Origin of the sequence: Aquimarina algiphila (assembly GCF_007489275.1) — a bacterium.
Lineage (GTDB): Bacteria > Bacteroidota > Bacteroidia > Flavobacteriales > Flavobacteriaceae > Aquimarina > Aquimarina algiphila.
In genome coordinates, this window is the sequence record NZ_VLNR01000010.1 from 98,566 (window position 1) to 113,028 (window position 14,463).

Consider the following 14,463-nt stretch of genomic DNA (forward strand, 5'->3'; position numbering starts at 1 on the left):
TAGGATGGTTATTGCTTAACTATTTGTTGAACAAACTGTTCTCCATTTACCCATAAGTATACTTGCATAACTCCGGGATCGGCTCTTTCGGGAATATTCAAGGTATATTCATGATCTCCTGCGCCTTGTTGTAAAGTGCCAGTTTCATCAAAAATCCATCCTCTATGATCCCAAACTTCCATTATTATACTGTTTTCTGGTTTGGTAAGCGTATAATAGGCTTTAAATGTTCCTGTTGTTGGATTAGGAGCGAGCCTGTAATTAAGCACCTGTGGTTCTGCTGTAGGGTCTACAACTGGTTCTAAAATAACATAAAGCGGTGGGAAAGGTTCATTATTATATTCTTCAATCGAACCATATAACTTCCCTACTTCTTTAATATAATTAGGAGAGTTTTTTGTTTCTACATATCGTATTAGATTTATCCCATCAATTTTATAGTGTACACTATCTCTATTAGGATTACTTTTATATAATTCACTTATAGGAAAAGAAGGTTTTTCAAACCCTATACCACTGGAACTAAATTTTAATGCTCCTGTTTTAGTTGTATTGCCTATAGTCATTTTATAAGTAGGATTGTCTGTACCTTTGTCTAAAACTTCTAATTCGAATTCTTCAAGTACTCTAGTCACCTGCTCATCTTTCCAATCAAATTCAATAATTTTACCTGTATATTTTGGTTTTATATCCGTTCGAGGAGTATAAAATGTTCCATAAGGATTATTATAAATATGATTACCTATATTATGCACTACAAAATTTTCGTCTGTTGAGATAGGAGGAGGAGAAGTGTATTCTGTACGTAAAAAATTAGCTAAAGTTTTACTTTCTGTGGTCGGGTTAGCATCTAATCTGCTTAACGCCTGAGATTGGTTAGCGGTTATACCATATCCAAAATATTGCATTACGGAAAACCAGTGTTCTGCCATAGGTTCTGTCCCAGACATAAAAAAATCTTGTGCTCCAGAATAGTCTTGTGCTGCAGGATAACGACCAATTCCTTTCATCTGAAAATATCCTATAGCGTATTTAGTAAAAGAGTCGCCCTCATCGCAAGCTTTTTCAAACCATTCTAGTGATTTTGCTAGGTTTACCTCTGTACCACAACCAACTTTATACATAATAGCTAGATTTCTCTGCGCTTGTAGGTCATTGTTCTCTGCAAGCTGTTTGGTTTTAGTAAATGCAATTTGTTTTTGATGTTCAGAAGGATTGCCTTGTAAGGACACAATAGCATCAATGTATTGAGCCTCTGGGTTACCTGTAGAAGCACAATGTGCAACACTTTGCTGAATGTTTGTTCTTAATTTTTCTGTTACTTTGTCTAAGTGGTCTAAATAAATCTTTGCGATTTTAATGTTTTCGTCACAATTGTGTTGTGCAAACATAGGTTGTACAAAGGTTAAGGCAAGGCATAGCAAGCCCCATACAAGTGATTTGTTCATTTGTAATAATTTTATTAGTTATTATTTATTTTATTGGGGTAACATCAGACCTAAAGTCATCATAAGGTCTGTTAAAGGAGAAACTCCTTTGTGGTCTAGAAAATCAAAACAATTTAATTACAGCGCTATAATCTCATCATTTTTTTGGTTCTATATTATGATTTATTATGTAGTTCTTCTAGTTAGTGTAATATGGTATTGCTTTCATAAGTTGGATTTTTATTTGTTAATATTTTGTGTTGTTATTCTTTGCAATAATAAAGCATGCGAGTATCGTTTTTCGGGATTCTGTAAAACGACTGTGTTAATTAATAGTTAAAATCAGGAGTGACTTTATAGAGCTTTTTATCATAAGATTAGGTTTTGAGAAATTGATATATACCTTAATGTCTCAAAAGTTCAATTTGTTACATGGTTTTTTTAATTATTTTATAGTACTACCAGAAATTTCCTTGTTTATTATCATAGTAAATGCATATTAGTTTCGTTCTTCGGGATTAGGTAAGATTACATTGTTGGTAAAAAAGCATAAGTAGGTTTGTTTGATTTAGAGTTTGAGTTAAGGTTATGGGGAAAACTTAACTAGTATTGTATTCTATGTATATTCTAGCATAGATCATTATTGCTTTTGGGTTATCGTTTAAAAGTTGATACATAAATTCTCCAATGTCTATATCTAATTCACGAAGCATATCGAAAAGTATTTCTGGAGGTATACTATTTATTTGATCTGGGAGCATAAAAGAACAATATTAAAAAGGAGACAGAAGTAAATTAAAAGGGGCTATGTGCATAAACTCAAATTTATGTACATACATAATTACTCCTGTTTTCCTTTTATATTTATAACAATAAGGTTATTTGCTATTTTGAATTCCTTCATTTTTTTTAATGAATTTATGGAACTCTTTAATCAATCTATGAAGTTCTTTAATGTCTTGATCTCTTATTCTTTTATCATATTTAAAATATTTTTGTAATGTTCCACGAGATATGTGTATTTCTCGTTCTATAGCGTTTTTATTGAATAAATGTCCATAGGTTTGTAACCAGATTTCGACCCTTTGCCGTACTGTTAATCTTCTCATATTATTATTTTAATAAGAATACAGGAATAGAAATAAGTTAAAAACTTATATATATTATAAAACTTGTTAGGAGTAAACTACTTTATTTGAGTACATTCCTTTTTTATATTCCTTAATCTACATGCTGACAATATGACGAGGTATGTTTTTGTAAATAAGGTCTTGGGTGGGGTAAATATGATTTTGGTAAAAGAGCAGTGACTAAAGGAAGTTTATATTATCAACTAGTAGCTTTGATCTTTTTATAGTTTGCGCAACTTCATTTGCCGTATCTCCTTTTTGATGGGATTCTTTTATCCAATTCCTTAATAAAAGGGCATACCCTCTGTTTTGATTAACATAAGTAGCAAAATGACATTGTTCTATACGAAGTAGGTCACAAACTTTTCTCTCAAACAAAAAGAAGGATTTTACATTATTGATGGTATTCATTGTAATGGTTTTAAGTTAATTTAGAAAACTTTCTATTTTTAAGATACTCAATGCATAATAACAGTTATTTTTATGGTATTTTTCGATATATTTGAACATCTTAAGAACAAAAATATAGAAAACTTTCTAAATAATAAAGATTTATTTAGATTTTTTTCTAAATCATAATATGGGAACTATTGTAAAGCAGTTAAAAATATTTGTTGAGACCTTACAGAAATCAATACGACAAATTGAAATAGAGATTGGAGTATCTAATGGTACTTTGTCAAAACCTTTTAAAGCAGGTAAAGGGATTACAACGGACACATTAGAAAAGTTCTTTTCACGGTATGAAGAATTAAATCCGATTTGGGTTATTAAAGAGAAAGGAAGCATGATTTTGTCTGTTGAAGAGCAGGAGATCATCATGTCTGGTTTAAAAGAAGAAAATACCTCAGGAGGGTTTAATCTTTCCCAGAAAAAGTATTTAAAAGATATTATTGATGATTCTTTAAGAGATTACAAAGACGAATTGAAAGAAACACAGAAATTATTGGAAATGGAGAAGGAAATACAGTTTTTACGTCAGCAACTAAATGAGAAAACAAAACCTGCTTCAAACTAATCTTTACGAAAAAAGAAACGTTTAATGACACTTTCAAAATCTTCTTCTGGTTCAAATGTTTTTAACTCATTTAGTACATAATTGTATAGTTCTTCACTAGTTAAATCACCTTTTTCTACTTGTTTCTTAAGGTCACGTAAATACTGGCGTTTTATTTCTATATCCTTCTTATTCTTCATCCCCTCTGTCCAGTTCTTGATTTAGTAAACCTTCCAAACCAGTTTTAACTAATTCTCTTTCATAATCTTGCTTTGCTTTCAGATCAATCAGAAAACGTTTATATCTGTAAAGTAAAAAGCAATACATAATAAAAACCGGAAGGCAGTAAAAAAATTCAATTTTGTCTACAGAGCCTATATCCTCATTTATAACTGCGATTATTTGGAATATATACATAATTATAGGGGAGAACAATGCATACGACCAAATCGTTTTGGCTTTAATGAAAATATATGAAAAGGCTATTAAGGGAAGAAGTTTGCCTACTAATGTCCATGTTAAAATATAAATGGATTCGTAGTATTGTGAAGTATAAGTAAACCCAATGAAATGAATTTCTTTCAAATCATTGGGTACTAAACGATATAAATAAAAAAGTATAGGATATATAATCAGAAAGATTATTAAACCATAATTAACCTTGTGTCGGTGGTTTAATATCTCCTTTGTCAATTTTTTGTGTTGGTACTTCTTCTTCATTTACAATCTCAATATTCTCTTTTGTAGATTCTACAGTTTTAATTCCGACTTCCTCGTTAAGATCTGTAGAACTACAATTTGTTAAAATCATAGTGAATAAAAATAGAAAAATAGCTTTAGAAAAAAATGATACATTTCTCATAATGTTAAATTTTAAAGGGTTACAATTATTATTTGGCTCAACTTTTTTGTACAAAGCGCTGATTTACAGTCAAAAATATAGAAATCTTTCTACAAGAGTGCTATGGTATTTCTGCTATTTTAGGTGTAGTTTTGCCGATTTTTCATTCAAAATCAGTGCTTTTTTCCACTTTTTTAACAAATAATTAAGAAGCAAAACGTCAGATTAGACTGTTTTGATTTTTTTTGTTTAAAAAACCAACAGTTAAAACATTGTTTTTTAGGTATTTATATTGCAAAAAACACATATTATCCATGTGGTTTTACCGTAGTTTTTAACAAAAAGATTTTACTTTCTTGATTTTCAATGCTGAAACCAATAAACATTTCAATTTACCTCCTTATATTTAGGTAGGTTTACAAATCTTCCTTGTCGTTGTCCAGATGTATACATTATTGACAATTCACGGTGATGTTTTCCAAACCGCATTTGAAAATGTGGTTTATCGACTAACCTAGTCCAATCACCACCCCATTCAAAACCCAAAGATTTGCCTAAAGCTCCTATCTTTTGCCAATTCGGGTTATTCCAGATAGCCCTGCCATTTTTGATTTCTACTACATCAAATGCTAATCCATAGTTATGGTAACTTTCCCCTGCTTTGGCGTTTGTTACTCTTTTACCAGGAGCAGATCTACCTTTGTTATATAATCTGGTTTGTTCTTCCCATGTTCTAAGAGCAGATGTCACCCGTAATTTAATACCTAAATCCTTTTGCGCTCGAATAATGAATTCTTTGACTTTAGCTCTTATAAGCGGGTGAAGTGTATCTATTCTACGATCTGTTATGATATCCCATGTTTTTTCTTTGAGAAAGTTGATACTTTGCATAACTAATGAGCTTAAGGATTTACGTTTTTTGTAGGCAATCACAATAAGGATAACAAGCACAATTGACAGTATGATTTTAGCAGTTTTATTTGGGGTATATGTAATGGTCATAGTATAAAAGTTAAAAGGGAGCTAATGCCCCTCTTAATCCACAATATTGCGCCAATTCTGAAACTCTCTTGGACTCAATTCTTTTCGCAATCTATCGCTTAATGATTCTTCAAACTTTAATCGGTATGCATCTGCAATGGGTTGTAATTGTCTTTTGGTTTGATATCCTAACCGTTCTATTTCTTCTTCGTCTGTTCCATCGATATTAATCATCCAAGAAATTCCGGAAGGATTTGCAGCAGATCGATATTGTTGTGCAATCTGGTTTACATCCTGTGCTTCATTTCTATCAAACCTTCGTTGTCTCATGTTATGGAGCAGTCGCTTAATTTTTTTTTTGAAGATGAAGTACAGCACAATAATAAGAAGGGCTATTTGTACTTTTCTATTCGAAAAAAATGATTTTGCAGATTGCGCAGCCTGTGCTATAACTATTGGGTTCATGGTATATTTTTTAGGTTACTATTTTAAAGCTGTCGCCTTGCGACCCTATGCGAAACGTTCAAAAGCTTTTTTAGCGATTTTGATATAATCAGTCATGGTCAGCTCTTCTCCTTCTTCGGGGATCACTTCTTTGATAAAGTCAACGATATCTGGGTGCTCTACGATAATGGTAGTAGATGCAATAAAATCATCATGTTCTAAATGGTCTTGTAAGTCCTGAAAGGCTTGCAGTTTCTCTTTCAATTGTTCTTCATCTAATGCAGGTACAGTAAGGGATATATTAAAATTTTTCATACGATCTTTATATTTAGTCCTCATTGAGGGATTTATCATTTATTTCTCCCTCATCGAGGGTTGTATTGTTAGCTTCTTGTGGTTGTTTTTCTTCGATTTCTGGCTCTGGTAGTACTTCATCAACTTTCTCAAACTCAAAGAGTTTTTTGTTATTAAATAGCTTGCTATCAGAAATATCGATATCTTCTAATGCTTCTGGTTCTGGGGTTGTGTCCTTCTCAATAGAAAATTGTACGGGATTTCGAGGCTTAGATTTTCGTTTTGACTTATTCTCCGTCGTTCCTAATCCGGTGGCTTTATTACCAAAAGGATTACCTTTTAACCATTCTGTGACCACACCTCCCAGTGTCGAGGGAATCAATTTCACATACCCTTTAAGTCCGTCACTCATTTCTGCTTCTTTTTCATCCAGTATTGCTTCTTTAGCAGCTAAATCATGTTCGCGTTCTGCTATTCTAGCTTCACGGTCAGAAAGCATCATTTCTTTAAACTTTAAAGTTTGTTCTGCCAACTTATTATGCAAATCTGCTTGGTAGCGTTGTTCTTTGAGTTCACTCTCTTTACGTAAGCCTTCTAATTGTATTTCCATTTCCTGACGCATCATATCATTAGGGGATTCTATAATGGGTGTTTCTACATTCGGTGTACTTAGATTAATATTGACGTTACCGTTCTTATCCATTTTGTGAGGTACACCATTAATCTTTATGGTTTCCTCTTCTTCTGGCTCTACCCATTCGATAGTCTCATTCACACGAATAAAAATAGGTGCATTTTGTCTGGAAGATTGTTCGTTAGTTCCAAACTTAACCTGTACTTCTGCATCTACGTTATCGGCTATAATGTTATCCAGCACTTCCCCAAAGCTTCGCCCATCGGTACTATCTTCAGAAGAAGTAATACTTATACCGCTTTCATCTTTGATGTTCCAGTACTTGTAACGAGCTATCTTCTTTTTAGCGAGGTCTGGAGCTATGTAGTTCTTCACCTTTTTCATCATTAATATTGTGTTCTTAACAGTTGTACAAAAAAGTCTTGGGTATTATCAGTTTTAAAATGAATATCAGATACCGCTTTTAAGATGGTATTGCTACTCTGGTGTATTGTGTTTTTATCATCTAATAGCAAGGTTTCGGTAGCTGTTTGAATTTCAACTTTAAAGTCCGGCATATGAGAATAAAAAAAATGTAGATACACCACTTCGTTAGGATGCACCTTAATCTTTTTAGGATTGACGATATTTTGATCTGTAATCATTGTAATTAACTTCGGATTGTGAGCTTGTATCATTTGGCATAATAGCATATCATTACTTTTCATCTGATGTTGTTTTATAGGTTAACAGGTATAGGCTTACCCTTTGTTTTTTTGAATGCATGTTCCTGATATTCCCAACCAATACACGGCTACTGGTCAAGTCCTGCTGCCACGAAAGGATACGTTTATTAGGGGGTAATTCTAGAGTGTCTGTAAGCAGGGTTTCCAAACTATTAATTTCAAGGTCACTTCCGTTCAAAAAACTCATGGATAGTTGTGTGCTATTGGTGCATAATATCCCTGCCATATCCTTAGTATCTCTATCCAGAACATACCGAAAGGTTGTACGTTCATTGGATTCAAGTTCAGCCCTCACAATTTGGATGATATGTAGTTTACGAATTACCATCGGTCAGGTACATATATAGTTTAAAGCTATAAGGATATTGAATGGCATTTCCACCATCGATATAGTCTATCTCCACTTTTTTACCATCTGCAATTTCCCTGACACTAAAAAACCGTTCATTAGGAGACACATGAGTACTGGACTGTAAAAACTCAACTTCAAAATTTTTAGGGAACAGTTCAGCTCCTGCTATGGTGAATGATCTAAATAGATGTCCTTTACCAATACTACTCAGTACTGCTACCCCTTCCAGATACCTGTATCCAATATCAAAATCCTCTGATATATGTACAATATCTTTTGCTTTGGTAATGGTGGTTTCTATCAATTGGATTTTTGTTTTCATCATATTGGATTTGTTTACATATTCTGGTTTTCTAGCGGTACTTCACTATCTGGATGCTCACTGTCAGAACCACTATCAGCTCCAAGACAGGATAATGAACCATATACAAATGCGGTATATGCCTCTATACCATCACCAGTAGTACGTATCAATACGGGTAATTCCTGTACTTCTTCTTCCGGTAAATCCAGTATTGCATCAATAAGCTTTACAGCAGTATCAATTCTTACTTCGTTTTGACATTGAAAAAGTTCCTTTTGTAGTTTTCCTATAGTGGCTACTTGCTTTGCAATATCGGTAGCTTGGGTAGTATTTATATCTTTTAAATTGGTGATCTCAGTATCTCTTTTTCCTAAAAGGGTGATGAGTTCTTCTTTTGTTAGGGTATTGTAATCTAGGTTTTCCATTTTTTATATTTTAAAAAGCTACTGCAACCGACTTTGGGAAGATCATGTGCAGTAGCTTTAAGGTTAAGGGGAATTAAAAACTATATACGCTTGTACCTTCTAAGAATACTTTTAAGTATCCCTGCACTTCACTGGGAAGGTTGACATTAAATTCAATCGGGGTTTGTGGATGTATGATTTTGGGGTTATTCAGAATATACAGTCCAAAAGGTTTTATGGTATTATATCCATAGAACCCATCAAAAAACTTACGAATGGGTTGTTTTTCAAACACCTTTTGTCCGTTAAGTTCCAGTTCCCATTCTCCGTTTAATAAGTCCGCAGGAAACGGATCAGTAAAACATCCTTCCATACTGTCCTTATCAAAGAGTAATCGAATCCCCGATAAGGTCAGGTAACGGTCTTTGTTTAGTTTTCCGTTATCGATATTGGTTTCTCCTAATTTTTCTGAAGTAGAGAGTTTGATAAGCTCTGAGCGTGTTCCTTTCAGTTCTGCGGTGGCATAATAAGGGGCATCAGAAATCTGGGCTTTTCCGCGAATCAAATCCTGTTGCAGGCTTCGAGGTAATTTATGTACTCGGTCTAAAAAGTGTCTTCTGAATCGAGATGCTCCGATCTCTGATTTTACAGCATTGCGTACTCGGCTCATTCTGCTACTTCTTCCACGTCTTCCGTCTACTTCGCCCAATCCTGCGAGTATGATCTCATCGTTTGTTAAATCGTCCATGTGTATCTATGGTTTAAAAAATTAATATTTGGTTTTATTATAGCTGTTTTGCTGCCCTTTTTAAAAGGGTACTATACTTGGTTTTTGGATGTGTTTTTTGTAGTTGTTTTGCCTTACGGTGCATGGCTTTTAAGCGTGAACCGTTAGAGGTTTTACGTTTTCTTACCCCACTTACAGCTCTTGCAGGCAAAGCGCGTGGTGTTCTCCTTTTGAGTCTTGGCGTACTTCGTTTTACCGCTGTTCTGCGTTTTGCGGTGGTTCTTCTTCTTTTAGGAGTAGCAGCTATTCTCTTTTGATTTCTGGCTCTGGTTCGCGCTGCTTTTATTCCTGCAAGGGAACGTTTCTTTTTCTTCTGGCTTTTTTGATAGTATTTGTACCCCACTAGGGTAAATACAAAAATGATAATACCAATGACCCATTTCTTTTTATGTCGGCTGAACACTTGTTTTACTTTGTCTAAAAACCGTTGTTTCGGAATATTGGGGTTTACAGTAGTGGTTACACTTGGGACATTTGGGGTAAAGCGTTGCATGGGTACAGAAGTATTTGTTCTATAGGGTTTTGATCTTGGGATAAAAGTTGGACGATTAGTCACAGTACGTGGTATTGAACGATTAGGGACCGGAGGTCTTCGTTTGTTCCTTATTTTATTGGCTACCTTTTTGATCAATTTAATGGGATTGATCTTAGCCAGTAGTTTTTTCATAAACACAATAAATCCACTTGCAGCAGCCGTACTTGTGGTAGCTACCGCGCCTAATCCTCTTAATGGTAATCTGGCTCGTCTGCCTCCTTTACCTCTTACAATGGCTTTACGAAATTTACTGGCACGTCCGCCAATTTTAGTAAAGAAACGTTCAGCTCTACGCAGTTTTTTCACTCGTCTGCGCCATTCGTTGATATCTAAGCCTTGTTGTCTGGCTTGGGCTTCACTTAAATAGCCGTAGATTAACTTTTCGGCAAATTTGAAAAGATTGATTTTTAATACCAGAATAATTGCTCCACGCATAACCAAAGTCGCAGGGTTAAACCGTACCACAGCTTTGACTACTTTTTTAACACCTTTCCTGATCTTACGGAATACTTTTCTAAAAAAACCACTAAGATTAGGAATGTCCTCATCCTCGAAGTCCTCAAAATTATCATAGTATTCCAATTCATCGTCAACCATCCCTAATCCTTCTAAATCCTCATCATCCTCATCTTCCAAAACATCGAGCAGTAAATCCTCATTATTTGGGATACGGGCTAGATATAGCGGTTCGTCCAACTCTTCATTGTCCAACCCGTTTAGTTGCTCTTCATTCAGCCCGTCCAGACTGGCTTTAATCGCCCTGAAGAAATTAGTATATTGGCTACTGGATTGTATGGCTGCCATCAGCGCACTATCTCGTAAATCCTCATCTTCCCATGACTGCATCACATGATCAATAATACGCAGCTCCATATCCACATCTACCAGTTGGCTTAAGACGGTAGGTTCTCTTTGTTCATTAGCTAGAACTTGTCGTGCTTTATTAACCTCGGCTAAGATGCCACGCTCTAAAAGGGCTATAGTATCCGATGTGCCATTGAGGATGATATCGGCATCAGCCTCATCCATCACTTCTTCAAAACCAGACAAAAAGGTATTGTCCAGTATAGCATCTTCGTAATCGTCTTCGATACCTTCTAACTGGTTGGCCTCATCTATTTCTTCGGCAAAATCGTTTAAGATTTCTTCATCTGTAATCGGAAATTCATTTTCCTCTAGTAGTTCTGGCTGAACACCAGATAATTCTTGTAGTTCCATAGGAATTGTTTTTAAGTCTATTATGGGTTGTTCTTCGTAATTAAAGTGGGGGATTTCTGGGACTATATCGATGACATAAGGAGTCCCGTCGGTATCAAAAGCAACAGGATAGATATGTTGAAACTTACCGACTTCTTCATAGGCAGTGACACGGTACTCATGGTCAATACCGAGATTCAATAACAAGGCACTGACCAGTATGGTATAATCATCGCAATCAATACCAAAATTGGTATCCTCAACCCCCTTTTGTCCATCTACCATACTTCGGGCAGGGGTTCTTAGCTCTTCTATGCCTTCACTATCGAGTTTGTAACGGGTATGCTCACGCAAGTAGTTCCAAATATTCTCACTGGTTTCTGCAACAGTATTGTCCTGTAGTTCGTGGGCTAATTCTTCAACCTGTTTAAAATCCCGCAAAGCAATACGTTTCATGGCTAATAGCGTATCATCAAGATTAGCATGTGCTTTGAGTGTTTTTCTAAAGCCCTTATAGCCTGTAGGAGTAGTAATCCCCTGCAATGTATCTTGCTTATTTTTTCTAATCTCACTAAATCCTTTTTTTACGATACGGTCAATTATGGGTTTGATAAGTTTAGAAAGTGTAGGATTAGGGTAAACAACTGCTTGGTAGCTTGAATCCACTAAAAAGATATTTTTGATCTTGGCGTCCTTTAGCAAATTGAAAATATACACCTCAAAGGAACGGGCAAACACTTCATTTCTACGCTCGTAATAATCTCCTGCGTTAAAATTGGATATATCTTTAGAAAACTGGGTTTCTTCCCCTTTTTTATCAAAATACAACAGGTTAAAAAACTCTTCGAATTGTTGTTCGAAGAAGTTTCCTTTTTTGGCTTTGGTGGGATTATATCCTTTTCGGGTTTCGCGACCTCCGGATACATAAGCCTCCCGACCATTGGTCAGAAAACTAATGACATTATCCAAGGCATGGGCGTATTCATGGGCTAGAGAACCAAAACCCTGTGTTTTGGTCAGGTTAATGACCCCATAAGGAGTAGGTTCATAATGCGCCTTTGCATTGCCATGACCTCTAGCACCTAGTGCCAGAGATAAACGACCATTCATCCCGATATCTGCATCTTGGATTTGCAATACTTTAGCTAAATGGTGCAAGGATAGCGAAGCTGCATATAGAAAATTGGAGCGGTCTTGTTGGGTCATCCAATTGCCAAATTCTATACTTCGAAGGTTAAAATGTACCAGTGCCGTATTACTGTCAAATAGCCAAGCATCCTGTCTTTTTTTACCAAACATGGCTAAAAACTTCTTGTCAGGAGTAATGCTTTGCCAGTGGCGATCGATACCACCCCCACGCACAATAGCCCCTGCATCTTCTATTTTACCTAAGTCGTCATTCATAAGTTCCATGATCAGGCATCTTTAGAAGGTTGATGTTGCAGTTTTAGGATTTCTTTAGTGTTGTATTCCGTTTTTCGGTACAACCCTTTTACATCGGCTTTCATCTCTGTGATATCAGTTTCAATGCTTTTGTCAATTTGCACCTGAATACCACTAATGAGATTGCGCAGTTCTTGGGTGTATTCGATAAGTTCCTTGAGTAAGGTTTTAACTTCGGCATGTACTGATTTTAAGAAATAGCCTAGAACGGCAATAACACCACTTAAGAGTACGGATATGATAAGGAGATAGATTTCTTTCATTTTTATATAGTTAAAGATTCTTCAATGGGAATTTGTATGTTTTCGGCTTCTACAAAGCCTTTTAAGACAATAGGTAGTCCATAGGTTCCGGAGGTCAAAAAGTTAGCAGCAACGGTAGATAAACCACCAATAGCTTTTAAAGCACTAATAACCGTTGTAGCATTAATGGCAAAGGATAGTGGCAAGGCACTATTTTGATTTGGGTTTAAAGTAAATGGTTGTGCTAAAGGAGTAGTTTGTTCCGCTAGTAGTTGTCCGTCGCGAGTGTAGGCATCTACTTTGATTTGTGAGATGATAAAAGTAGAACTGCTAAAATTTCCTAACGATAAGACGATATTACTTACAGGGGTAAGGGATAAGCTTAATAATTTGAATTTTTGCACCCCTATTTTTAAACGCTTGGCATGGCGTATCTTGGTATAGATACGCCATCCTTGCGTACTGGCTAACACAACAAATAAAAGTAGGAAAACAATAGCGAGTTTTTTCATAAGGCTAAGATGCCACCATGAAAAAATATGCTTCGAGCATTACAGGGTAAAGTCGGAATTAAAAGGAATTAAAAAGGGAAGAAATTGAAAACTAGGGTTTTGTTTTTGGGCAATCACAGATTTGGTTATCAAAAACTATTTTAAATTCTTCATAAACTTTTTCTCGTTTTCCATCTTTATTAATTATTTCTGCAAAAATATATTTGTCGTTAAAATACCTAATTACGGGGCACTCGGTAAGGGTATACTTTTTTTTAATAAAACAAATTGCATTTTTTGCATTTCTTGTGTTTTCCATTTTACCATTTAGAAGATTAACTAAAGTAAAACATAACAGTAACACTAATGATAAATAAGCTACCAAGGCATAAAAGTTATACTTCTGTTGATTGCTATTTAATTTCTTTTTTTCTTTTTCCTTTCTTTCTCTCCTAAAAGGATTTTTCCATTTGACAAAAAATGCTAAAGCTAAAGAAGAGAAAAAAAATATAAGAGTAATCCCTATAAATAAAAGTAACCTACTTTCTTCAACAGGAATAAAAAGTATAAAAATGCCTGTCATTGGTATCGAGATTACATTTATGGCAATTACTTCCATAAAGTAGTTGATAGTCTTTTTAAAGAATTTCTTTTTGGTTGATTCTTTTAAACGAATCCCTATATCCTCTATTTTATTAATGATTGTCATCGCAATTATCAAAACTAATGCAAGAGCTATAATAAAAATCAAGGATAATAAGCCATCTGAAAAAGCTTGGGAAACTGAAAAAAAGCGAATATAAAATGGGGACAAAAGACCAAGTAAGATTATTTGGGGAAAGCCTCCTATGAAACTCGGGATAATTATTATTAAAGGTAGAAATTTTAATATTTTTTCAGACGGAAATTCTTTTACAATACTCATATTATTCGTTGGTTAATAATTGAAACTCCTCAATTTTAACAAAATCCAGTGATATTTAGTGTGCTTTAGATTGTAAAATGTTAAAATTTAGTATTTATCTAAGATAGTATTGACTGTATCTAGACTACTTACAGTCAATAATTCCACGAGGAAAATCTAAAAAGAAATTAAAAAGTAAAATGGAAATTCTTGCCAAACTGACCCACCTATTCCTATTATATTGACCCAGTAAATCCTATTTAAACTGACCCACCTATTCTTGTTTAAATTGACCCACCCCCAAAAGTGTGTGTATTAAATAACTTGTATG

The 14,463-nt window shown here is 34.7% G+C and carries 21 protein-coding genes; 1 reads left to right on the forward strand and 20 read right to left on the reverse strand.

The annotated features are described in order from the left end of the window. Positions 1-8: 8 nt before the first annotated feature. The 4 genes from FOF46_RS06725 to FOF46_RS06735 all read right to left on the reverse strand — a co-directional run bounded on the left by FOF46_RS06725 (position 9) and on the right by FOF46_RS06735 (position 2,968). On the reverse strand, positions 9-1,448 hold the full coding sequence (locus FOF46_RS06725; protein WP_143915911.1) for a tetratricopeptide repeat protein: 1,440 nt from the start codon (positions 1,446-1,448) through the stop codon (positions 9-11). A gap of 578 nt (positions 1,449-2,026) precedes the next feature. Continuing rightward, positions 2,027-2,188 (reverse strand): hypothetical protein, encoded by a 162-nt coding sequence (locus tag FOF46_RS31405; protein ID WP_167571758.1) that lies wholly within the window; start codon positions 2,186-2,188, stop codon positions 2,027-2,029. 117 nt (positions 2,189-2,305) lie between these two features. Next, on the reverse strand, positions 2,306-2,536 hold the full coding sequence (locus FOF46_RS06730) for a hypothetical protein (RefSeq protein ID WP_143915912.1): 231 nt from the start codon (positions 2,534-2,536) through the stop codon (positions 2,306-2,308). 201 nt (positions 2,537-2,737) lie between these two features. Further along, positions 2,738-2,968: a hypothetical protein gene (locus tag FOF46_RS06735; RefSeq protein WP_143915913.1), complete on the reverse strand. Its 231-nt coding sequence runs from the start codon at positions 2,966-2,968 to the stop codon at positions 2,738-2,740. A 169-nt stretch (positions 2,969-3,137) separates the two neighbouring features. On the opposite strand from FOF46_RS06735, the gene FOF46_RS06740 reads away from it, so the two are divergent. Continuing rightward, a complete protein-coding gene (locus FOF46_RS06740; RefSeq protein ID WP_143915914.1) occupies positions 3,138-3,575 on the forward strand; it encodes a hypothetical protein in 438 nt (145 codons plus the stop codon). On the opposite strand, the gene FOF46_RS06745 is transcribed toward FOF46_RS06740, so the two are convergent. The 16 genes from FOF46_RS06745 to FOF46_RS06820 form a co-directional block, all read right to left on the reverse strand. Then, positions 3,572-3,754 carry a hypothetical protein gene (locus FOF46_RS06745; RefSeq protein WP_143915915.1) on the reverse strand — a complete coding sequence of 61 codons (183 nt, stop codon included), beginning with the start codon at positions 3,752-3,754 and terminating at the stop codon, positions 3,572-3,574. The genes FOF46_RS06740 and FOF46_RS06745 overlap by 4 nt on opposite strands. After that, entirely contained in the window at positions 3,744-4,139 is a 396-nt protein-coding gene (locus FOF46_RS06750) for a hypothetical protein (protein WP_143915916.1), read from the reverse strand. Before FOF46_RS06750 ends, FOF46_RS06745 begins: the two co-directional genes overlap by 11 nt. A 70-nt stretch (positions 4,140-4,209) precedes the next feature. Beyond that, on the reverse strand, positions 4,210-4,416 hold the full coding sequence (locus FOF46_RS06755) for a hypothetical protein (RefSeq protein ID WP_143915917.1): 207 nt from the start codon (positions 4,414-4,416) through the stop codon (positions 4,210-4,212). A 366-nt stretch (positions 4,417-4,782) separates the two neighbouring features. Next, positions 4,783-5,397 (reverse strand): M15 family metallopeptidase, encoded by a 615-nt coding sequence (locus FOF46_RS06760; RefSeq protein WP_143915918.1) that lies wholly within the window; start codon positions 5,395-5,397, stop codon positions 4,783-4,785. A gap of 33 nt (positions 5,398-5,430) precedes the next feature. Continuing rightward, positions 5,431-5,841 (reverse strand): hypothetical protein, encoded by a 411-nt coding sequence (locus FOF46_RS06765; RefSeq protein WP_143915919.1) that lies wholly within the window; start codon positions 5,839-5,841, stop codon positions 5,431-5,433. A gap of 45 nt (positions 5,842-5,886) precedes the next feature. Then, the gene (locus FOF46_RS06770; RefSeq protein ID WP_143915920.1) at positions 5,887-6,159 is read right to left on the reverse strand and encodes a hypothetical protein; all 273 of its coding nucleotides are present in this window, start codon (positions 6,157-6,159) and stop codon (positions 5,887-5,889) included. Beyond that, positions 6,149-7,135, reverse strand: coding sequence for a hypothetical protein (locus FOF46_RS06775; protein ID WP_143915921.1), 987 nt, complete (start codon positions 7,133-7,135; stop codon positions 6,149-6,151). The genes FOF46_RS06770 and FOF46_RS06775 overlap by 11 nt, the downstream gene beginning before the upstream one ends. After that, positions 7,135-7,455: a hypothetical protein gene (locus FOF46_RS06780; RefSeq protein ID WP_143915922.1), complete on the reverse strand. Its 321-nt coding sequence runs from the start codon at positions 7,453-7,455 to the stop codon at positions 7,135-7,137. Before FOF46_RS06780 ends, FOF46_RS06775 begins: the two co-directional genes overlap by 1 nt. Continuing rightward, on the reverse strand, positions 7,445-7,768 hold the full coding sequence (locus FOF46_RS06785; RefSeq protein WP_143915923.1) for a hypothetical protein: 324 nt from the start codon (positions 7,766-7,768) through the stop codon (positions 7,445-7,447). Before FOF46_RS06785 ends, FOF46_RS06780 begins: the two co-directional genes overlap by 11 nt. A 19-nt stretch (positions 7,769-7,787) precedes the next feature. Further along, positions 7,788-8,147, reverse strand: a complete 360-nt coding sequence (locus FOF46_RS06790; RefSeq protein ID WP_143915924.1) for a hypothetical protein — start codon at positions 8,145-8,147, stop codon at positions 7,788-7,790. Between the two features lie 14 nt (positions 8,148-8,161). Further along, complete coding sequence (locus FOF46_RS06795) at positions 8,162-8,554, reverse strand: hypothetical protein (RefSeq protein WP_143915925.1); 393 nt, start codon at positions 8,552-8,554, stop codon at positions 8,162-8,164. Between the two features lie 73 nt (positions 8,555-8,627). Beyond that, positions 8,628-9,281 (reverse strand): hypothetical protein, encoded by a 654-nt coding sequence (locus tag FOF46_RS06800; protein ID WP_143915926.1) that lies wholly within the window; start codon positions 9,279-9,281, stop codon positions 8,628-8,630. 37 nt (positions 9,282-9,318) lie between these two features. Next, entirely contained in the window at positions 9,319-12,456 is a 3,138-nt protein-coding gene (locus FOF46_RS06805) for an LPD1 domain-containing protein (RefSeq protein WP_167571760.1), read from the reverse strand. Positions 12,457-12,467: 11 nt separating this feature from the next. Further along, a complete protein-coding gene (locus FOF46_RS06810; protein WP_143915928.1) occupies positions 12,468-12,758 on the reverse strand; it encodes a hypothetical protein in 291 nt (96 codons plus the stop codon). Between the two features lie 2 nt (positions 12,759-12,760). Beyond that, positions 12,761-13,210: a hypothetical protein gene (locus tag FOF46_RS06815; protein WP_143915929.1), complete on the reverse strand. Its 450-nt coding sequence runs from the start codon at positions 13,208-13,210 to the stop codon at positions 12,761-12,763. 130 nt (positions 13,211-13,340) lie between these two features. Further along, entirely contained in the window at positions 13,341-14,153 is an 813-nt protein-coding gene (locus FOF46_RS06820; RefSeq protein WP_143915930.1) for a hypothetical protein, read from the reverse strand. Between the last annotated feature and the right edge of the window lie 310 nt (positions 14,154-14,463).